General features: G+C 37.8%; 33 protein-coding genes. 2 read left to right on the plus strand and 31 right to left on the minus strand.

All coding sequences use genetic code 11. The features are described 5' to 3' along the window. From WBM70_RS03070 to WBM70_RS03080, 3 genes are all read right to left on the minus strand, one after another. On the minus strand, positions 1 to 1,338 hold the full coding sequence (locus WBM70_RS03070; RefSeq protein WP_424557049.1) for a MotA/TolQ/ExbB proton channel family protein: 1,338 nt from the start codon (positions 1,336 to 1,338) through the stop codon (positions 1 to 3). Further along, positions 1,338 to 2,105, minus strand: coding sequence for a DUF3450 family protein (locus WBM70_RS03075; RefSeq protein WP_424557050.1), 768 nt, complete (start codon positions 2,103 to 2,105; stop codon positions 1,338 to 1,340). The genes WBM70_RS03070 and WBM70_RS03075 overlap by 1 nt, the downstream gene beginning before the upstream one ends. 140 nt (positions 2,106 to 2,245) lie before the next feature. Beyond that, positions 2,246 to 4,396, minus strand: a complete 2,151-nt coding sequence (locus tag WBM70_RS03080; RefSeq protein WP_424557051.1) for a hypothetical protein — start codon at positions 4,394 to 4,396, stop codon at positions 2,246 to 2,248. A 299-nt stretch (positions 4,397 to 4,695) separates the two neighbouring features. On the opposite strand from WBM70_RS03080, the gene WBM70_RS03085 reads away from it, so the two are divergent. Continuing rightward, positions 4,696 to 4,821 carry a hypothetical protein gene (locus WBM70_RS03085; protein ID WP_424557052.1) on the plus strand — a complete coding sequence of 42 codons (126 nt, stop codon included), beginning with the start codon at positions 4,696 to 4,698 and terminating at the stop codon, positions 4,819 to 4,821. Positions 4,822 to 4,828: 7 nt separating this feature from the next. Here the strand turns inward: WBM70_RS03085 and WBM70_RS03090 are convergent, their stop codons facing one another. The 3 genes from WBM70_RS03090 to WBM70_RS03100 all read right to left on the minus strand — a co-directional run bounded on the left by WBM70_RS03090 (position 4,829) and on the right by WBM70_RS03100 (position 6,021). Further along, a complete protein-coding gene (locus WBM70_RS03090; protein ID WP_424557053.1) occupies positions 4,829 to 5,140 on the minus strand; it encodes a YbaB/EbfC family nucleoid-associated protein in 312 nt (103 codons plus the stop codon). Then, positions 5,140 to 5,508, minus strand: a complete 369-nt coding sequence (gene panD / locus WBM70_RS03095; protein WP_223891903.1) for an aspartate 1-decarboxylase — start codon at positions 5,506 to 5,508, stop codon at positions 5,140 to 5,142. Before panD ends, WBM70_RS03090 begins: the two co-directional genes overlap by 1 nt. A gap of 135 nt (positions 5,509 to 5,643) precedes the next feature. Continuing rightward, positions 5,644 to 6,021, minus strand: a complete 378-nt coding sequence (locus WBM70_RS03100) for a (2Fe-2S) ferredoxin domain-containing protein (protein WP_424557054.1) — start codon at positions 6,019 to 6,021, stop codon at positions 5,644 to 5,646. Between the two features lie 140 nt (positions 6,022 to 6,161). On the opposite strand from WBM70_RS03100, the gene WBM70_RS03105 reads away from it, so the two are divergent. Beyond that, positions 6,162 to 6,767, plus strand: coding sequence for a hypothetical protein (locus WBM70_RS03105; RefSeq protein WP_424557055.1), 606 nt, complete (start codon positions 6,162 to 6,164; stop codon positions 6,765 to 6,767). A 21-nt stretch (positions 6,768 to 6,788) separates the two neighbouring features. On the opposite strand, the gene WBM70_RS03110 is transcribed toward WBM70_RS03105, so the two are convergent. From WBM70_RS03110 to rpsC, 25 genes are all read right to left on the minus strand, one after another. After that, positions 6,789 to 8,084, minus strand: a complete 1,296-nt coding sequence (locus tag WBM70_RS03110) for a UDP-N-acetylmuramoyl-L-alanyl-D-glutamate--2,6-diaminopimelate ligase (RefSeq protein ID WP_424557056.1) — start codon at positions 8,082 to 8,084, stop codon at positions 6,789 to 6,791. After that, the gene (locus WBM70_RS03115; protein ID WP_424557057.1) at positions 8,084 to 8,662 is read right to left on the minus strand and encodes a hypothetical protein; all 579 of its coding nucleotides are present in this window, start codon (positions 8,660 to 8,662) and stop codon (positions 8,084 to 8,086) included. The genes WBM70_RS03110 and WBM70_RS03115 overlap by 1 nt, the downstream gene beginning before the upstream one ends. 1 nt (position 8,663) lies before the next feature. After that, entirely contained in the window at positions 8,664 to 8,942 is a 279-nt protein-coding gene (locus tag WBM70_RS03120) for a NifU family protein (protein ID WP_424557058.1), read from the minus strand. Positions 8,943 to 9,144: 202 nt separating this feature from the next. Further along, positions 9,145 to 9,495 carry a 50S ribosomal protein L17 gene (gene rplQ, locus WBM70_RS03125; RefSeq protein WP_424557059.1) on the minus strand — a complete coding sequence of 117 codons (351 nt, stop codon included), beginning with the start codon at positions 9,493 to 9,495 and terminating at the stop codon, positions 9,145 to 9,147. Between the two features lie 21 nt (positions 9,496 to 9,516). Then, a complete protein-coding gene (locus tag WBM70_RS03130) occupies positions 9,517 to 10,518 on the minus strand; it encodes a DNA-directed RNA polymerase subunit alpha (protein ID WP_424557060.1) in 1,002 nt (333 codons plus the stop codon). A 20-nt stretch (positions 10,519 to 10,538) separates the two neighbouring features. Further along, positions 10,539 to 11,165, minus strand: coding sequence for a 30S ribosomal protein S4 (gene rpsD, locus WBM70_RS03135; RefSeq protein ID WP_424557061.1), 627 nt, complete (start codon positions 11,163 to 11,165; stop codon positions 10,539 to 10,541). Between the two features lie 2 nt (positions 11,166 to 11,167). Further along, entirely contained in the window at positions 11,168 to 11,542 is a 375-nt protein-coding gene (rpsK, locus tag WBM70_RS03140) for a 30S ribosomal protein S11 (RefSeq protein ID WP_424557062.1), read from the minus strand. Between the two features lie 14 nt (positions 11,543 to 11,556). Further along, a complete protein-coding gene (rpsM, locus tag WBM70_RS03145; RefSeq protein WP_424557063.1) occupies positions 11,557 to 11,919 on the minus strand; it encodes a 30S ribosomal protein S13 in 363 nt (120 codons plus the stop codon). Positions 11,920 to 11,921: 2 nt separating this feature from the next. Further along, positions 11,922 to 12,035, minus strand: coding sequence for a 50S ribosomal protein L36 (gene rpmJ / locus WBM70_RS03150; protein ID WP_295421135.1), 114 nt, complete (start codon positions 12,033 to 12,035; stop codon positions 11,922 to 11,924). Between the two features lie 277 nt (positions 12,036 to 12,312). Then, on the minus strand, positions 12,313 to 12,531 hold the full coding sequence (gene infA / locus WBM70_RS03155) for a translation initiation factor IF-1 (protein ID WP_223891920.1): 219 nt from the start codon (positions 12,529 to 12,531) through the stop codon (positions 12,313 to 12,315). A 19-nt stretch (positions 12,532 to 12,550) separates the two neighbouring features. Next, on the minus strand, positions 12,551 to 13,306 hold the full coding sequence (gene map, locus WBM70_RS03160) for a type I methionyl aminopeptidase (protein WP_424557064.1): 756 nt from the start codon (positions 13,304 to 13,306) through the stop codon (positions 12,551 to 12,553). Continuing rightward, positions 13,306 to 14,568, minus strand: a complete 1,263-nt coding sequence (gene secY, locus WBM70_RS03165) for a preprotein translocase subunit SecY (RefSeq protein WP_424557065.1) — start codon at positions 14,566 to 14,568, stop codon at positions 13,306 to 13,308. Before secY ends, map begins: the two co-directional genes overlap by 1 nt. A gap of 2 nt (positions 14,569 to 14,570) precedes the next feature. Continuing rightward, positions 14,571 to 14,969, minus strand: coding sequence for a 50S ribosomal protein L15 (gene rplO / locus WBM70_RS03170; RefSeq protein ID WP_424557066.1), 399 nt, complete (start codon positions 14,967 to 14,969; stop codon positions 14,571 to 14,573). Between the two features lie 10 nt (positions 14,970 to 14,979). Continuing rightward, positions 14,980 to 15,432, minus strand: a complete 453-nt coding sequence (gene rpsE, locus WBM70_RS03175; RefSeq protein WP_309495975.1) for a 30S ribosomal protein S5 — start codon at positions 15,430 to 15,432, stop codon at positions 14,980 to 14,982. Between the two features lie 9 nt (positions 15,433 to 15,441). Continuing rightward, positions 15,442 to 15,798: a 50S ribosomal protein L18 gene (gene rplR / locus WBM70_RS03180; protein ID WP_424557067.1), complete on the minus strand. Its 357-nt coding sequence runs from the start codon at positions 15,796 to 15,798 to the stop codon at positions 15,442 to 15,444. A gap of 10 nt (positions 15,799 to 15,808) precedes the next feature. Beyond that, the gene (gene rplF / locus WBM70_RS03185) at positions 15,809 to 16,345 is read right to left on the minus strand and encodes a 50S ribosomal protein L6 (protein ID WP_424557068.1); all 537 of its coding nucleotides are present in this window, start codon (positions 16,343 to 16,345) and stop codon (positions 15,809 to 15,811) included. Between the two features lie 10 nt (positions 16,346 to 16,355). After that, complete coding sequence (gene rpsH / locus WBM70_RS03190) at positions 16,356 to 16,751, minus strand: 30S ribosomal protein S8 (protein ID WP_424557069.1); 396 nt, start codon at positions 16,749 to 16,751, stop codon at positions 16,356 to 16,358. Positions 16,752 to 16,764: 13 nt separating this feature from the next. After that, complete coding sequence (locus tag WBM70_RS03195; protein WP_424557070.1) at positions 16,765 to 16,950, minus strand: type Z 30S ribosomal protein S14; 186 nt, start codon at positions 16,948 to 16,950, stop codon at positions 16,765 to 16,767. Next, on the minus strand, positions 16,950 to 17,495 hold the full coding sequence (rplE, locus tag WBM70_RS03200) for a 50S ribosomal protein L5 (protein ID WP_424557071.1): 546 nt from the start codon (positions 17,493 to 17,495) through the stop codon (positions 16,950 to 16,952). The genes WBM70_RS03195 and rplE overlap by 1 nt, the downstream gene beginning before the upstream one ends. A gap of 4 nt (positions 17,496 to 17,499) precedes the next feature. Then, on the minus strand, positions 17,500 to 17,733 hold the full coding sequence (rplX, locus tag WBM70_RS03205) for a 50S ribosomal protein L24 (protein WP_223891928.1): 234 nt from the start codon (positions 17,731 to 17,733) through the stop codon (positions 17,500 to 17,502). After that, on the minus strand, positions 17,733 to 18,101 hold the full coding sequence (gene rplN, locus WBM70_RS03210; RefSeq protein ID WP_012084107.1) for a 50S ribosomal protein L14: 369 nt from the start codon (positions 18,099 to 18,101) through the stop codon (positions 17,733 to 17,735). Before rplN ends, rplX begins: the two co-directional genes overlap by 1 nt. Then, positions 18,101 to 18,349 carry a 30S ribosomal protein S17 gene (gene rpsQ / locus WBM70_RS03215; protein WP_424557072.1) on the minus strand — a complete coding sequence of 83 codons (249 nt, stop codon included), beginning with the start codon at positions 18,347 to 18,349 and terminating at the stop codon, positions 18,101 to 18,103. The genes rplN and rpsQ overlap by 1 nt, the downstream gene beginning before the upstream one ends. A gap of 10 nt (positions 18,350 to 18,359) precedes the next feature. Continuing rightward, positions 18,360 to 18,551, minus strand: a complete 192-nt coding sequence (rpmC, locus tag WBM70_RS03220; RefSeq protein WP_424557073.1) for a 50S ribosomal protein L29 — start codon at positions 18,549 to 18,551, stop codon at positions 18,360 to 18,362. Beyond that, entirely contained in the window at positions 18,538 to 18,963 is a 426-nt protein-coding gene (gene rplP / locus WBM70_RS03225; RefSeq protein ID WP_424557074.1) for a 50S ribosomal protein L16, read from the minus strand. The genes rpmC and rplP overlap by 14 nt, the downstream gene beginning before the upstream one ends. Before the next feature lie 2 nt (positions 18,964 to 18,965). Beyond that, positions 18,966 to 19,664, minus strand: coding sequence for a 30S ribosomal protein S3 (gene rpsC / locus WBM70_RS03230; protein ID WP_424557075.1), 699 nt, complete (start codon positions 19,662 to 19,664; stop codon positions 18,966 to 18,968).

Below are 19,664 nucleotides of genomic sequence, written 5' to 3' on the forward strand. Positions count from 1 at the left end.
TTAAACTCTATGTTTCTCGTAAAGGTTTACGATATGTAAAGCACTTTGTTCCATAGAGTCTTTAATACTCTGTGCCCAGCCAGAAAGCAAGTTCCCGATCAACAGAAGTGGGATTGCTACGATAAGACCTTGCATCGTTGTAACTAGTGCTGCAGAGATACCACCCGAAAGCAGTTTAGGGTCACCTGTACCAAACTCTGTGATCACTTCAAATGTCTCGATCATTCCTGTTACCGTACCAAGGAGTCCCAGCAGTGGGGCAACAGCTGCAATGACCAGTACAAAACTACCAAATCTGTCGATCTGAGTACTTTCATTAAGGATATTTTCCATAATGACATCTTCAATGTGCGCTCTCTCTTTTTTGATATTTCTCAACGTCGCTTTGATCACTCTTGCTGTTGAGCCTTTATGTCCTTTAAGCTTCTCCAATGAAACTGTGCTACCCTCACCAGACTCTAATGTATCTACCACAATTTGAGTGATCTCATTTACATTTGTACTTGCTCCCATCAAATTAATCACTCTTAATCCTAAAAGAACCAAACCAAAGAGCCCAAGTGTAAAGATGATATATCCGATGATACCGCCATCTTCCATAGTATCTACAAAAGTCTTCTCTGTTACGTAATCTACCTCTTTATCAAGGTTTTCGTAGGCAAAGATATCGATCGTCTCAGTCTTTTCTTTGGCGAACATTGCTTTGGAATCATCAGATGAGCCCACAGCATTCCATAGTTTATAATTACCATCTCCAGCAGGCGAGAGTGCACCAGCTGCCTCTTTAGAGATACCATACGCCGCGATATTTCCCACTTTTACGATATCGCCTTTTACTTTTTTCCCATCTGGAAGATAAAACTCACCCTTTTCATTTCTCAAAGAAGAGAGTTCGCTATATAACTTCATAGAGGCACCAAATGCGTGCTGGATCTTCTCCACATCATTTGTTTTATTGTCATCTGAAACTTTCACACCATACGGTTCAAGTGCTAAACGTGCCTGATTGACCACATTACCCGTAAGTCCTCCAGTCTCTTCTTTCTCAACTAATATCTTGGAGATTTTTTCCAGTTTTTCACTACTTGATTTTACCTGTGCAGATACATCAAGAAGTTTCCTCTGAAGTGTTTCCACCTTCTCTTTGGATGATTGAAGATCATTGGCTTGCTGTATCTTATCTGATTCAAGTCTTTTTTCTAGTTCTGCTTTTTGTGCTTTAAGAAATGCATACTCTTTTTGGTATGCTCTTTCAAGTTCTCCAGCCTGTACAACTGCCGAAAGTGACAGAAATGTCACGATTACGAAAAATAGTCTAGTGATAGATAATGCTTTCATTAGTTAGCTCCTCTGAGTAGTAGTGCATTAGGTAGTGTAAAGTACCCTGTACGGATCTGTTTCTGCAGTGCATCAAAAAGATCTATGATCTGATCACGCTCCACTGTATCTGCAGCTACAACATAGCTGTACTTCTCACCATCTTTCTTGACATATCCAACTCTATCATCTGGTGTTGCGAAGAACATCATCACTGAGCCCACTTTGGCTATCTTTGCCATCGTTGCTTTACCGTCAAGTGTGATCTCCTGTTTGAACTGTCCGATCTCTTTGGTCAAACGCAATGCATCATCATAGCTCGCCCATGTCAGTGCGAGTGCTTTCTCTTGTGAAATGTTTCCATTTTTAAGATCATCTTTGATCTGTTGAAGTCCAGCAATTCTCTCTTCTACTTTGAAAGGAATACCCGCTTTGATATCTTTTTCAAGTGCAGCAAGTGCTTCATTCACAACAGGCTTAAGATCGACTGTCGCACTTCCTAACGCTTCAAGATCTTTTTGCATTTTTTCAATGTTTTGTTGAGTGAGTTTTAAAGAAGTTACTTGTCGATTGATCTGTGCTTCATTATCGGAGATCTGAAGTGCATAAGATTTCATCTGAGATTTATAAGCATCTTTATTATCATCGATTTGCGTATAGAAAGACTCAACATCTGATCTGAGCTCCATAATTGAATCGATCATCTCCGAGTTTTCCACTGCATATACTGTTGAACCAGATATTGCTATAGCTGCTGATATAGAAATCAACTTTTTAATTTTTCCCATTTTTTTTCCTTGTCTATTGATTAAAAAATCGGTATGGATTTTGATATGCGAAATTCTGCCCAAAATTTATAACTGAATGGAAACATTGCATATAGTGAAGTTACTATACAGACTGACTTCGTCCGTCTGTATAGTATGTGTTAATTGTAGTTTACCACGTTAGTAGTATCAGCATCAAAGATAGCTTTGATCTCATCAGCTCCATCAGTGGTAGCATCATCTGCGTCTACGAAATCATAATCTCCTACTGTTCCAGTTGTATTGATAGTAACGTTTCCAAAATCGATATTAGAGAGTTCAGGAATTTGCTGTGAATAAATTGCTCCTCCAAATGTACTATTATAGTTGATCGTACCATTATAGAATTTACCACCAACACCAGCTTTTTTGAAGAAGATACCACCTTCTGCCGAAGCATCATCAGCAAAACCATCAACAGTGATAGTAAACCCATCAACAGTCAATATAGTACCTGTACCTGACATTTCAATGGCTGCATATCCATCACTAGCATTGATAACAAGGTTTTCAATTGTACCAACATACATACTGTCAACATCCAGGTGGTCATCTGTACAATTCGAGATAGACACATTCTCTAGATTAACCGTACCACCCCAGATCTCTACGCCGTCATCACCTGAGTAGTCCACCGTGATATCTTCAACCACAGTACCAGAACCTACACCTACCATAGAAAGTCCATTGGTCTCTTTATCTGTATCAACTTCAGTTGCAGAATTAAGTATCTTCACATGTTTTAAGACACCTGAACTGTCATCTGCGACATTTACTCCCGCGATAAAGGTTGGATCAACTTCATACGAAAGTTGTGTAGCTGACATATTTGCGTTACCAATAAGTGTCAAGCCGCCCCAAAGTCCAACTACTCCACTTGTGTTTGCCTTATCAGTAAATGTAATTGGTGCATATTTTGTACCAATTGCAAATATTTTTGAGTCTTTATCGATAAGCATATATGATGAAGTATCATTACCACCGATGGTTGTTCCATCCTGAATTCTGACAGAAGCATCTGCTGAAGTATAGGCAAGTGAACTGATTACCCATGATTGGTCTCTTGTAAGTACATTACATCCTGTAATTTGACCAGTTAACGTAGTAGAAGCTGGAATAGCACATGTATCATCATTGCCAGTACCTCCAGCAAAAATCGCTTCAATGTCATCTGCTGAGTCTGTTGTTGCATCCGTTTGATTCACAAATGCATTGCCTGCATCTGTGTAGATACCTACATTTTCGAAATCGATATTAGAAAGTTCATTATCTTGCTGTGAATAAATTGCCCCTGCAAATGCACTTCGATAAATGATCGTACCATTATAGAATTTACCGCCAACACCAGCTTTTTTGAAGAAGATACCACCTTCTGCCGAAGCATCCTCAGCAAAACCATCAACAGTGATAGTAAAACCATCAACAGTTAAAATAGTGTCTGTACCTGACATTTCAATGGCTGCATATCCATTACTAGCATTAATAACAAGGTTTTCAATTGTACCAACATACATGCTGTCAACATCCAGGTGGTCATCTGTACAATTCGAGATAGAAATATTCTTTAAGTTAACCGTACCACCCCATATCTCTACGCCGTCATCACCTGAGTAGTCCACCGTGATATCCTCAACCACTGTACCAGAACCTACACCTACCATAGAAAGACCATTGGTCTCTTTATCTTGTTCAACTTCAGTTGCAGAGTTAAGTATCTTCACATGTTTTAAGATACCTGAACTGTCATTTGCGACACCTTCTCCCGCGATAAAGGTTGGATCAACTTCATACGAAAGTTGTGTACCTGACATATTCGCATTACCGATCAGTGTTACACCACCCCATTTACCTACCGTTGTATCAGTTCCAGACAGTCCATCTACTGAAGTAAATGTAATAGGGTTTTCAGATGTACCCTCTGCCATGATCTTAGCACCTTTATCAATAAGTAGATATGAGTCTGTGCTCTTACCAGCGATATACGTTCCTGGTTCAATGGTGAGTGTCGCACCATCCGTTATAGTAATACGTCCGTCCATAATCCATGCTTTATCAGCAGTCCATGTCGTGTCTTCAGCAATATTGCCTATTACTGTTTCTTGTTCTGATGGTGCTGTAGGATCGGTTGGATCAGTAGGATCAGTTGGATCAGTAATGGTAGAATCACCAGAAATAGTCACAGTAGAATCACCATAATTAATCGATGTGTCACCACATCCTGTTAAAGCAGCAATGGTTGCAAGCGATAATGCAATTTTAGTCAAGTTAGTCATTTTTGTCTTCCTATTTTCACCATATTCGGTTTGTTGTACGGAATAATTACAAAAATTGGTAACAAAATAGAAACAAAATGTGAAAAGAGAAATATAGGTGCTTGATTTACATTATTTTTCAGCATAAATGTTTAATTTTCCACCACTCTTTGTCAATTATGTTGATATCTGCGACGTATCTAATCAGTGATTTTATGGTAACTTACCGGATCTTATCCTTTAGTTACCATTTTGTTATAGCTATACTGTAGGATGACACTATCTCTTAGGAGAAATAAATAAATTGAAAGGAGAAAAGGATGAAAATAAGCAAGATGCTTCAAAAAGTAGTCAGGGAAGAGGGTAAACGCTCGCTTATGTCTAAGACTATTGTAAAATTAAAGAATTCAAAAGAATTCAACTATCTCGTCGATACAAATCGCTAACAATTGATCAAGACCCGAACGGGTTCATTCCACCCATCATTCCCATTGCCTGAGACTTTTTATTGTCTTCTACCATTTTATTGATATCATTCATCGCTGAGATGAGCAGTATCTGCAAGGATTCTTTATCCTCAAGCAGTGAATCATCTATACTTAGGTCTATGACTTCGCCTGCACCATTTGCTGTAAGTTCCACAAGACCACCGCCAGCTTTCGCTGTCATTTGTACATTTTTCGCCTGTTCTTGTATCTCTTTGGCTTTTTCTTGCATTTGCTCCATCATCTTACCCATGTTGCCCAAGTCCAAGCCTTCAAACATTACTCTAATCCTTCAAATTCTTCAGCGATGCTGTTGTCATCATCGAGTATGACAATTTTTGGTAAATGTGCATCTGCTTCCTGTTCATTCATAGTAGCATACGCAATAATGATGATCTTGTCACCTTTATGTACTTTTCTAGCTGCTGCCCCATTAAGACAGATATCTCTTTTTCCTGCTTCTCCAGGAATGATATAGGTAGAAAAACGCTCTCCGTTATTAACATTTACAATATCGATCTTTTGCCCCACACGCATACTTGCAGCATCTAAAAGTTCTTGATCAATGGTAATTGAGCCTACATAATTCAAGTTTGCATCTGTCACGGTAGCTCTATGTATTTTAGAATAAAGCATTGTAATGTTCATAATTGCTCCTATTTATAAAATATCGGGATTATACCAAAATCCCCTCTTAAACTTCATTATACTGAAAAAATGTGATGAAATTGGGGAAGTAGCCCTAAAATTTAGATAGGTCTACTTCAAATAGTCGAGAGATTACTATTGTACTATGGATGCTGGGGCTATTGCTTCCCCCCACATGATGTCAGGGATCACAAACTCAGAAACAACATTCCCACCAATAATATGCTCATCGATAATTCTGTCTATCTTCTCTTTTGTTAAACTTACATACATTGTATGACCTGGTTCTACAAGCATCACTGGGCCAACCGCACAACGATTTAAACATCCAGTCTGTATAGGTGTGACTGTACTTATAATACCTTTTTTCATCAATGTCTGTGAAAGGTACTGAAAAAGTTGTTGTGACTCTGGGTCATCTGCTTTTACACAAGAAGGTTTTGGCATCCCTGGGGGTGCTGACTGCTGACACTTAAAAATATAAAACGCTGGTTGTGGTATACCTGGAACCATAATAATCCTTTGGAGTTTAATTAGGAGTATTTTACTCTGATTTACTTAATCGAAGTTGAAGTAGCTAATATTGACCTATATCAACCCTTTAATGGTCTGCTTTGATTATAATCTACACATCTTTTCAACAAGGAAAATCCATGCAGTACCCTGATTTTTATACTAAAGTAGCACCAATAAGGCTTTATGATCCATTAAGTGATTTTCTTGGTGCCCTTAAAGAAGGAGAAGTTGAAGTAACCTATCTTGATTGTGTCAAGTTGGCAGGACACTCATGTCCTACTATAGCGGGAGCTTATCTTTTGGCTGCCAAGGGATTAGCTGCACTTTATGGAGATACACTTCCACGCAGAGGGTCTATTAAAGTGGAGATGAAAGAAAATGAAGATGCCGGGGTCACTGGAGTCACCGCCACCATTCTTTCTTTTATATTAGGTGCCGGTGGTGTAGGTGGGTTTAAAGGGATACTAGGCCAATTTTCTAGAAATGATCTTCTATTTTTTGGCTCTACTATGAATGCAGAAGTAAGACTCACATGTCTGAACACGATGAAAAGTGTTGATCTCTCTTATGATCCTTCTTTGGTTAAAGCAGATGAAAAAATGAAACCGCTTATGGGGAAATGTCTTCAGGGGCTTGCTTCAACAGAAGAAAAAAAGATCTTTCAACAGCTATGGCAGGCAAGAGTCGAAGAGATCCTTCTCAATAAAGAGTATCACAATAAGTTAATCACGATAGTACAATAAAACAGTAAAAATGAGGTAGGTTTAAGCTCTCTCTTCCAGAAGTCCTCTCACCACTTCCCTATCATCAAAATGGTGTTTCACCCCTTTGATCTCTTGATAATCCTCATCACCTTTACCGAGTATAAGCAGTACTTCATTCTCTTCTAACGCATCCAGTGCCATTTTGATCGCCAGTCTTCTATCTGGTGTCGCAGTCACATGGTCTTTGCCATGCAATCCTAAAAGGATGTCTTCCAGTATCATTTCTGGTACTTCATCTCGAGGGTTGTCACTGGTGACATATATCTTATTTGCATATCTGCCTGCAACCGCTCCCATACGAGGACGTTTCTCTTTATCTCTGTTTCCGCCTGCACCAAAGACCACTGAAAGGTCTCTGTCTTTCATAGACTCTAACACTGCGTGCATACCGTCATCTGTATGTGCAAAGTCTACGATCACAAGCGGATCTCGACTCACCACTTCCATACGCCCTGAAACCCCTGCAAAATACTCTACTACTTCACATATCTCTTCTATACTTCTTCCCGTCAACATTTGAACGGAACCTAGTGCTGCCATAAGATTAAAGAGGTTAAAGAGACCTACCATAGGAGAGTGGAATGTTGCTTCAGTCTGTAAGTGTTTTATACCTGCAGTAATTCCATGCAGCAAAGAGAAAGCCTGCACTTTAAATGTTGCAGGTTCATCTACACCATAACTCTGTGCCCCTATGGGGTTATAGGTAATGTTTTTGATATCATCTTTATTAAGAAGTTTAGGTGACTCATCTGCAAAGAAGAGACTTTTAACGCGTCTATACTCTTCAACTGTACCATGGTAATCCAAATGGTCACTAGTAACGTTGGTGTGGACCTTAAGTGCAAAGGTTAAACCCTCTATACGCTTTTGATCTATGGCATGTGAACTCACTTCCATAATAAAATAATTACATCCCAGGTCCATCGTCTGCTTCATATTATGCAACGTTTCCAAGATAGAAGGCGTAGTCATACTCTTCTCTTCTATACGTCTTTCCTCGGCAAATAGACCACGTGTGCCTTGTAATGCCGGCTTCTCATTCAGATCAAGTAAAAAAGAGTATATTGCTGCGGTTACGGTCGTTTTACCATTGGTTCCGGTAACACCTACCACTTTCATCTTGTCCAGTCCCCAAAAAGTGATAAGTTCATCTACTGTAAGTGTCTGGGGTTTTATCTCCAATTTCTCATAATAGAGACTGTTCTGAGCTGTTTTTAAAAAGAGTGTATCTTTGTCAAGTTTGCTTGTATCATCAGTTAAAAATAGGTAACCATCTTTTTGGAAATCCAGTTTCACTATTTGTTTCCTCTGACAACATGGTAAAGTGCCAATATATCCTGATCATTTCCAAATAGATTTACTGAAGCATCCAAATATCCCAACGCCATTTCATCAAAACCCTCGTTTGCCAATTGTGTAACAAAGTCTATGAACTCATCTTTATTGGTGATCACCACTTTAGTTGAGAACATAATATCTTCAAATGTTTTTTTAAAACTGCCTCTGCTCTTTACAAGTTTTTGGAAATCACTGTATCGTATGCCATCACTGTATTCTATCTGCTCTTCAACAGGTTCAAGCAAAAGTTCTTGCAGCTTATGTTTTGAACTGTCTAAATTCTCAATAAGCCCGTCGATGATATCCACAGCATTCTCTTTCTCGCTTTTGATCATCTGGTAATAATCAAACAGAGCCTGTGCCTCTTCTTCACTCTCAATTCCCAGATCACTTAAATAGACACCGATCTTTGCTTCATCTAAGGTAGGATAATCTTTTAAGATCAATCCATAACTTCTAAGTGCCTTGTCATAGTTTCCCTGTAGGAACTCATTTTCGGCTCTCTGTAGCAGTAAATCTTGATTAACTTTATTCATATTAAATTAATTGATCCAACTTATCTTCAAAACCTGCAGGTACATTTTTTACAGTGATCTCTGGGTGAATGAGTGTTTGCATCTGTCTCTCTACACCAAACTTGATCGTTGTACCTGAACTACCGCAACCAACACATGCACCCTGAAGTTGCACATAAACTTTCCCGTCTTGTATAGCAATTAAAGTGATATCTCCTCCATCAAGCTTAATAGAGGGTCTTACCTTCTCTATTACATTTATTACGGCAGGTTCTAATTCTTCATCTGAAAATGGTATCAATGGTTCTCCTTATTATGCATCTGTTTTATAGCGCATCTTATAAACTGATTATAACGAAATCATAGTAAAATCTCTGTTACTCTGTTCTTTAAGTGTGTTATACACTAAAAGTGTTACTTTGTCAATATGTGTTTGAATTGTTTAATGATTTAATGGATCGTATTCAAGGCAAAGCCTTGAAATACTGAAGTTTCAGAGGTAATTATACGAGTTCGATAATTGCCATAGGTGCTGAATCACCTTTTCTCATACGCGTTTTAATAATTCTTGTATATCCACCGTTTCTGTCTGCATACTTTGGTGCGATCTCGTTTACAATTTTATTTGTACTCTCTTTATGTTGTAACATTGCGAAAATTGCTCTGTGTGCATTAAAATCACCAGAAGAAGCTTTAGTAACAAGCTTTTCAAAATAACTTCTAAGCTCTTTAGCTTTTGGCAATGTAGTCTCAATTCTACCTTCTTTTGTCAAAGCAATAGAAAGGTTTTTAAGAAGCGCTGCTCTATGAGAAGACGTTCTATTTAATTTACGGTAACCATGCTTATGTCTCATAATATTCCTTTACTGTAACAACTATGCTTTAAGTTGTTCTATTTTCTTTACAAGATTTACTCTTGTAACGTCTGCAAGTTCAAAATCTGAACCAAATCCGTGCTCTACGAGACACTCAGAGATTTCATCTAAAGATTTTTTACCAAGGTTTTTGATATTTTTAATCTCATTTTCACTCATCAATACTAATTCACCAAGGTACTTCATACCTGCTCTGTCAAGTGAGTTGAATGATCTTGCACTAAGTCCAAGACTATCTACAGTTTGCATAAAAGGTTTGAGTTCACTATCATCACTGTTTCTTTTTACCGGTGCTATAGAGATATCTAAATCAAGTACCGTGTTAAAAACAGAAAGTTGCTTATTCATTACTTCTAGTGCATTTGTAAACGCTTCAACCGGACCGATCTGACCATCTGTTTCGATATCAAATATAATCTTTTCGAAGTTAGGATTGTCCTCTACAAGTACAGGCTCAATCTTATAATTAGCTTTTCTTACCGGAGTAAAGAAAGCATCAAGTGCAATACTGTCACTTTCAACATCATCTCTAAGGTCTTCACTTGGTACATAACCAATACCTTTTGAGATAACCACTGTAAAGTTAAGTTCTGCATCTTCATTCAATGTCGCAAGTGGAAGATCACCATTTACAACTTCAATTTGATCATTATTAAGATCTTGTGCAGTCACTTCTTTGTGTCCAGAGAAACTGTATTTCAGTTCAACTTTATCACTTTCGTCTTTAATTTTAAAACGAATATTCTTGAGGTTGATAATAAATACAGCAACATCTTCATGCATACCTCTGATGTTATCAAACTCATGTGCGGCCCCTTCGATCTTGATCGAAATAGGTGCGTACCCGATAGAAGAACCTAAAATAAGTCTTCTAAGTGGATGTGCGAGTGTAACAGCATAACCGCTCTCAAAAGGATAAGCAACGATCTCAGCACGGTTAGCACTAATTTCGTTTACTTCTACTTCTGTTGGCATAAATGGTGCAACTTTAATTTTTCTCATTAATAGCCTTTACTTATGTATTATTTAGAGTATAGCTCAACGATTAGACGTTCTTCAACTGGGATTGCGATCTCTTCTCTTTCTGGTACTCTAGTGAATAAACCAAAAAGTTTTTCTTTGTCCATATCAACCCATTCTACCATACCGGTTTGGTTAGTAAGTTCGATTGCTCTGATGATCTGAGGATTCGTTTTACTTTTCTCTCTGATCTCGATTTTCTGACCCGCTTTTACTCTAAATGAAGGGATATCTACTCTTTTCCCATCTACAGTTACGTGACCGTGGTTTACGAATTGTCTAGCGGATGCTCTAGTTGTAGCAAATCCCATTCTGTAAACTACGTTATCAAGTCTTTGCTCAAGAAGTTGGATAAGGATAGAACCTGTGTTGCCATCTTTTGAGTTTGCTTCTTTATAAAGTGCTCTAAATTGTTTTTCACTTACACCATACATAAATTTAGCTTTTTGTTTCTCTCTTAACTGGAGACCATATTCACTAATTTTTGTTCTTCTTTGTCCATGTTGTCCTGGTGCATATGGTCTTTTCTCCAATGCACTTTTACCAGCGAGTCTTCTCTCACCTTTCAATCCAAGATCAACACCAAGTCTTCTTTCAAGTTTTTCAACTGGACCTCTATATCTTGCCATGCTTATACCCTTCTCTTCTTAGGTGGTCTACAACCATTATGTGGAAGTGGTGTAATATCTTTTAAGAATGTTACACGAATACCTTCAGTCGCACCGATCGCCTTAACAGCAGTGTCTCTACCAGAACCAGGACCTTGAACTTTGATCCCTACTTCTTTAATACCATTTTCCATTGCTTTAGTTAACGCATCTTGAACTGCTTCTGTTGCTGCAAATGGAGTTGATTTTTTAGAACCTTTAAACCCTAGTGCTCCAGCAGAACTCCAAGCGATAACGTTACCCATTTCATCTGTTACTGTAATTACAGTGTTGTTAAAAGTTGCAGCTACGTACACTACACCTTTAGCAATACTTTTTTTTGCTTTTTTCTTAGCCATATTTAACTACTCCCTTACGCTGCGCCGACAGTTTTACGCTTACCTTTACGAGTACGCGCATTTGTCTTTGTCTTTTGTCCACGACAAGGTAAACCTCTTCTGTGTCTAAGACCTCTGTAAGAACCTAAATCCATAAGTGCTTTGATATCCAAAGTTACTTTTTTTCTAAGATCACCCTCTACTACAATATTTTCTTGAATATCATTACGAATCGTTGCTGCTTCAGCATCTGTTAGTTCATGTACTCTTTTATTGTAATCAACACCTGTTCTATCAAGAATTTTTCTTGAAGTTGTCAATCCGATTCCGTAAATGTAAGTAAGTGCATACTCCATTCTTTTCTTTTGTGGTAAATCAACACCTGCAATACGTGCCATGTTTATCCTTGTCTCTGTTTATGTTTTGGATTTTTACAAATCACGCGTACGATACCCTTGCGTTTAATGATCTTACAATCATCACACATTTTTTTAACTGATGGTCTAACCTTCATGGTTACTCCTACGATATATTTGCACCTAAGTACTGTTTAAGTACTCTGTTTTTGCGTGGATTATTGACGTATCATAATCCAACCCTTGAGTAATCAGTGCAACTTAATCAAAGATTCTTCGCGCAGTTTCCTAAAGCCTAATAGTTTTAGGGATGGGGATTATACCGAAAATTCTATTAAGTTTATCTTATAGTGAAATGTAATAATGGTTTTGAATGTAGAAATAAGCATTTGCAATCTATTTGCAAATGCTAGTATGAACGAGAAAGTTCCCGTTCTATTTGTATCTAAATGTGATACGACCTTTATCAAGACTGTATGGAGTAAGTTCCACTTTTACAGTATCGCCTGGAAGAATCTTAATGTAGTGCATTCTCATCTTTCCTGCAATGTGACAAAGTACAATGTGTCCATTGTCCAACTCTACTCTAAATGTCGCATTAGGTAATGCTTCAACTACCTTGCCATCAATCTCAATTACATCATCTTTAGCCATTGTATTCCTTTATCAATTATTATGCTTCAGTTAAGATGACAGCTTTGCCATCTACTACTGCAACTTGGTGTTCATAGTGTGCTGATCTAAGTTGATCTTCACTTATCACTGACCATTTATCGTCAAGTAATACCGGAGTACCACTTTTTTGACATACCATAGGTTCCAAACAGAAGACCATGCCATTTTTGATCTTAGGTCCCTGATTTGTTTTACCCTCAAGATAGTTAGGGATATTAGGTTCATCGTGCGGTTTTGTACCGATACCATGACCACAATAATCACGCAATGGAACAAAGCCTGCAGAAACGATATAGTCTTCAAGAATTTTGGTTAATTCTTTAAAGCGCATACCTTCTCTAATAGAATCTATTGCATGATAGAGTGCGTCTTTAGAGCATGCTATCAGTGCTTCATCTTCAGCAGATATTTTACCTACTGCCATTGTGATCGCAGCATCACCGAAATATCCATCCAGTTTTGTCCCGATATCTAAACCCAGAATATCACCTTCTTCAATCACTCTATCTGTAGGGACACCATGGATACATACTTCATTTAAGGAAGTACATACAGAACCCGTAAACCCATACAATCCTTTAAAAGATGGTACCGCTCCGTGTTTTAGTACATACGCTTCACCTAAAGCATCAATTTCACTAAGTGTCATACCTGGTTTGATTATATTTTGAAGATATTGAAGTGTTTTACCAACGATCTCGCCAGCTCTTCTGAGCTTAGCGATCTCATCAGGTTTTCTAATAGCGATAGCCATTATAGACCTACATTACCCAATGTATCATATTGGTTCATTGTTCTTTGCGCTTCGATCTTTCTCATTGTATCGAGTGCAACTTGAACGATGATCAGTACAGCAACCCCACCAAAGTAGAAGCTTGCACCCATTCCAGAGATAATCATAAATGGTATCGTAGAAACGATTGCAAGGTATACTGCACCTGAACCCGTAAGTCTACTTGCAACTTCATTTAAAAATTCTTTAGTGTGCTCTCCTGGTCTTACACCAGGAATGAATCCACCTTGTCTTTTCAAGTTGTCTGAAATGTCTTTAGCATTAAATGCGATTGAAGCATAGAAGAATGCGAAGAACATTACAAGTAAGAATGTTACAACATTAAATGTGATCCCACCTGGTGCCAATGAGTCAGCAATTGCCATAAGAAATGGCGTAGTGCTTGACTGAAGCATTGTCAGCGGGAACATCAATACGGCTGAAGCAAAGATAGGAGGAATAACCCCTGAAAGGTTCACTTTTACAGGGATATAGTTCATCACTCTTTTTGTCTGATTCTGCATGATCGTTTTTCTTGAATAAGAGATAGGAATCCTTCTCTCTCCAAGTTCGACATAGATAATAGCTAAGATAGTAATCAGCATAACGGCCAAAATACCCAGTACCACTAAGAAGTTCATCTCACCGGCATTTACTGCTCTTACTGTATTTCCTATAGCAGATGGTAACCCAGATACAATACCTGCAAAGATAATGAGTGAAATACCATTACCAATACCTTTTTGTGTGATCTGTTCACCGATCCACATCAATAACATCGTACCCGCTAACATAGAGAAAGTCGTAATTATTGTAAACATCATAGGATCGATCATTACAGCACTTTGTCCTGCTCTACCTGTCATACTTTGAAGTCCCATAGATACACCAATAGCTTGTACTACAGTAATAAAAATAGTGAAATAACGAATGATCTGCATATATTTTTGCATACCGTCACGTTCTTTTTTCATTTGACCAAGTGCTGGGAAAGTAGCTGCGAGAAGTTCCATAACGATGGAAGCAGTAATGTAAGGCATGATACCTAAAGAGATGATACTTAAACGTTCAACGGCATTACCAGAGAACATATTCATTAGCCCAAGGGCATTGTTTGAATTGGTATCAAAGAACTCTTTGATAACATTCAAGTCAACACCTGGAGTTGGGATATAGGCTAAAACTCTGTACGCAAAAAGGAATCCTAGTGTAATAAGGATTTTTTGAGTTAAAGCATTGCCCATAATTATTTTCCGCTTGTTGTAACAGCGTCGTCTTTGATCTTAGCTGCAAGATCTTTTGCAGACACACCAATCAACTTCACTTTTGTTACATTTTTTTGTAATTTATGAACTGACTTGATAGTCTCAAGAGTAATCTCAGAAAGTTCAGCGATTGCTTTGATTTTTTCTACATTGATCACATACGGTTTTTCAACTGTAGAAGTAAAACCGATCTTAGGTAATCTTTTGTAAAGTGGCATTTGACCACCTTCAAAACCTCTTTTTCTACTATAACCAGATCTAGACTTTTGACCTTTTTGACCACGTCCAGCTGTTTTACCTGTTCCTGAACCTTGACCACGACCAACTCTTTTTCTGTTTTTCGTTGACCCTGGAGCAGGTTGTAAATTATGTAAACCCATACTTTACCCCTTACGCTTTGATTCTAGTAAGTGCTTGAATTGTTGCTCTTACTAGGTTATTTGGGTTGTTAGAACCGATTGATTTTGAAAGGACATCTTTTACCCCTGCAAGCTCAAGTACTGGTCTAGCAGCACCACCGGCGATAACTCCTGTACCTTCACTCGCTGGTCTAAGCACGATTCTACTTGCGTTGAATTTGTGCTCAATATCATGAGCGATAGTTGTACCTTTGATGTTTACTTTCACAAGATTCTTGTGCGCATCATCAACCGCTTTTTTAATCGCATCAGGAACTTCTTTGGCTTTACCAAATCCATATCCAACTGTACCGTTTCTGTCACCAATAACTACAAGCGCAGTAAATCTAAATCTTCTACCACCCTTAACAACTTTAGTAACACGACCGATATTAACGATTACTTCTTCAAATTCTTTTTCAATTTCTTCATTATTATTTTGCATCATGATTCCTTAAAACTTAATTCCGGCTTCTCTAAGTGCATCAGCAAATGACGCAACAACACCGTGGTAAAGGTAACCATTTCTGTCGAAAACAACAGTTTCAATGTTTTTAGAAGCAAGGTTTTTAGCCATCTCTACAGCTACTTTTTTTACATCTTCCTGGTTTACTTTAACACCAAGTTTTCTACCATCAGCAGAAGCAAGTGTCACACCAGTAGTGTCATTGATAGCTTGAGCGTAAAAGTGCTTGTTTGACTTAAATATAGTCAATCTTGGCAATGTATCTGTACCGAAGATCTTACCTCTTACTCTAGCTTTTCTTTGAGCGCGAAGTTTATTTTTTCTTTTTTGTATACTTTTTAACATCTAACGCTCCTTACTTACCAGCTGCTTTACCAGCTTTTCTGATGATCACTTCATCAGTATAATTCACACCTTTACCTTTGTATGGCTCTGGTGGTCTGAAATCTCTAATCTCAGCAGCGGCTTGACCTACTGCTTGTTTATCTGTACCGTTGATAGTAATGATATTTTTCTCAACTTTAATTTCAAGTCCCTCAGGGATATCAAAATTAATGTCATGTGAGTGACCCAGTTGAAGGTTAAGTACTTTACCCTGAACAGCTGCTCTATAACCAACACCATTGATCTCTAAAGATTTACTATAACCTTTATCTAACCCAATGATAATGTTGTTGAAGAGTGCTCTGTATGTTCCCCAGAACGCTGCATCTTGTTTTTCATCACCTATTCTCTCAAAAGTCACTTCAGAACCATCGATGCTGATTCCAACTCTACCATGAGTTTCAAGTCTCTTTTCAAGATTGCCTTTTTTAGCCACGAGAGTCGTACCGTCTAGTGATACTTCAATACCACTTGCCACAGTTACTGGTCTTTTTCCTATTCTTGACATCTTTTATTCCTTACCAAATACTACAGATTACTTCGCCACCGATTCCACGAGTATACGCTTCATCATTAGCAATAACACCCTGGCTTGTTGAAACAACCAAAGTACCGTAACCATTTTTAAATGTTCTAATATCGTCTTTACCTTGGTGAACACGTCTACCAGGCTTAGATATTTTTTTGATCTCATTGATCACGCTTTTTTCATTCTCATCATATTTAAGAACTACTTTTATAGTTTTTTTGTTTCCATCTTCTTTTACTTTATAACTCTCAAGGTAACCTTTGTCTACAAAAATAGATACGGTTGCTTCAATCGTATTTGAATGAAGAAGTGTTGTTACGTCTAGTCTTCTTTGCGCAGCATTTCTTATACGAGTAAGAGAGTCTGCAATTATGTCTGTCATCATCTTTTAATTCTCCTTACCAGCTTGCTTTGCGCATGCCTGGGATAAGACCTTCGTTGGCCATCTTTCTTAAACACACACGACAAAGACCAAAGTCTTTATATACTGAGTGAGGTCTACCACAAATGTTACATCTTGTATATGCTTGCGTAGAGAATTTTGCTTTTCTCTTTTGCTTAGCAATCATTGATTTCTTAGCCATTAGTTTCTCCCTTTAGCGAAAGGCATACCAAGCTTTTCTAAAAGCATGAACCCTTCTTTATCATCTTCAGTACTCGTTACGATTGTAATATTCATACCGTGTGTTTTGATCACTTTGTCAAATTCAACTTCTGGGAACATCAATTGCTCTTGAAGTCCGAAGTTATAGTTACCACGTCCGTCAAAACCTTTTCTTGGTGTACCTCTAAAGTCTTTTACTCTTGGAAGAGCAATAGATACGAGTTTGTCAAAGAAGTTATACATATTCTCACCTCTAAGTGTAACTCTTATACCTGTTGGAGCACCTTCTCTAGCCTTAAAACCTGCAACAGATTTTCTAGCCATAACCACTACCGCTTTTTGACCTGCGATAAGTGAGATAGTGTCAGCCATGTTAGCGATAAGTTTGCTATCCTTACCTTCTTCACCAGCACCAACAGAGATAACTATCTTTTCAAGCTTAGGAGTCTGCATCGGGTTTGCAATCCCACACTCTTCTCTGAGTGCAGGAACGATGTCATTGTACTTTTGCTTCATTCTACTCATAGGATTATCCCTCTACTTTTTTTACATTTGAGATATGGATCGGCATTTCTTTGTTAGCAAATCCACCCTCTTTATTTTCTTCGCTTGGTTTTACAGCTTTTTTAGCCGTTTTACAACCTGCAACGATTACTGCATCTTTTTTTGTAAGTACTTGAAGCACTTCTCCAACTGTACCTTTGTCATCACCAGCGATAACCATTACCTGGTCACCTTTTTTGATTTTGAATGTTTTAGCCATTACCATACCTCCGGTGCAAGTGATACAATTTTCATAAAACCTGCATATCTAGTTTCACGACTTACAGGACCAAAGATACGTGTACCTATTGGCTCTTTTTTGTCATCGATAATTACTGCTGCATTGTCGTCAAATCTAATAAGTGAACCATTTTCTCTCTGGATCTCTTTTTTAGTTCTAACAACAACTGCTTTAACAACCTTACCTTTTTTTACTTTTCCTGTTGGAAGTGCTTTTTTTACAGAAGCAACGATAACGTCACCTACTGATGCATATCTTCTTTTAGATCCACCAAGAACCTTGATACACATGATCTCTTTAGCACCAGAGTTATCTGCTACATTTAATCTAGTAAAACCTTGGATCATTACACTTCTCCTCTCTTCACGATTTCAAGAAGTCTGAAGCTTTTTGTTTTTGAAAGTGGTCTACATTCGATAGCGCTCACTGTATCTCCAACATTAATGTCATTCTTCTCATCGTGAATAAGATATTTTTTAAATCTTTTTACAGTCTTGTGATATCTTGGGTGAAGTACTCTTCTCTCAACCAATACAGTTGCAGTTTTTTCTCCAGCCTTTTTAATCACAGTACCAGTTATTTGTCTTTTTGGCATGTCTGACCCTTTACTTCGATCTAGCAGCAGTTAATGCTGTTTGAATTCTTGCGATATCTTTTTTCGCTACTCTTAATTCAGAAGTGTTTGTAAGTTGCATAGTTTTTTGCTTTGCATTCAATGTAAACAATTCAAGTTTTTTCTCTTTAAGCATCTCTAAAAGATCTGCTTCACTTTTATCTTTTAAATCAATATAGTTCATTAGTATCCTTTAAAGTGATGATTTTACACTTAAATGGCATTTTATGAATTGCAAGTGTTAAAGCTGCTCTTGCAAGAGTTTCTTCAACGCCAGCCATTTCGAAAATAATTCTACCTGGCTTAATGTTCATAACCCATTTATCAACAGCACCCTTACCTTTACCCATTCTTGTTTCAAGTGGTTTAGCAGTAAGTGGCTTATCTGGGAAAACTCTGATCCAAGTTTTACCTGTTCTAGCAATTTTTCTAGTCATAGTAATACGCGCAGCTTCGATCTGTCTAGAATCGATTCTACCAGCTTCTATAGCTTTGATCGCAATATCACCAAACTCGATCTTGTTACCACGGAAAGATTTTCCACGGTTACGACCTTTCATTACTTTTCTGAATTTTGTTCTTTTAGGCATCAACATAACTATTCACCTCTTTTTCTAGATGGCTTTCTACCACCTTTTTTCTCTTCTTGTGGCTCAGCTTGGATACCTTTAGCAAGAACTTCACCTTTGAAGATCCAAACTTTAATACCAATGATTCCATAAGTAGTATGTGCTTCAGCAAAACCGTAATCGATCTTAGCTCTAAGTGTATGAAGAGGAACTCTACCCTCTAAGTACCACTCAGTTCTTGCCATCTCAGCACCACCAAGACGTCCAGATACAGAAATTTTAATCCCTTTTGCACCTGATTTAAGTGCACCTTGGATTACTTTTTTCATTGCACGTCTAAATGCAGTTCTTCTCTCAAGTTGAGTTGCAACGTTTTCAGCAGCAAGTTGACCTGAAGCTTGAGGACGTTTCTCTTCTTTAATGTTGATAGAAACATCTTTACCAAGCATTTTGATAAGTGTTGCTTTCAATTTTTCAATATCCGCACCTTTTTTCCCGATAATAATACCAGGTCTAGCAGTTACGATATTTACTCTTAATTTTTTAACCGTTCTTTCGATGATGATGTTAGAAACACCTGCATAGAAAAGTTCTTTTTTAAGGTATTTTCTGATTTTGTAATCTTCAGCAATAAAATCTGCTGTTCTACCTTTTGCTGGAAACCATCTTGATTCCCAGTTTCTGTTGATTCCAAGTCTAAGACCTATAGGATTTACTTTTTGACCCAT

Origin of the sequence: Sulfurovum sp. (assembly GCF_049668085.1) — a bacterium.
Lineage (GTDB): Bacteria > Campylobacterota > Campylobacteria > Campylobacterales > Sulfurovaceae > Sulfurovum.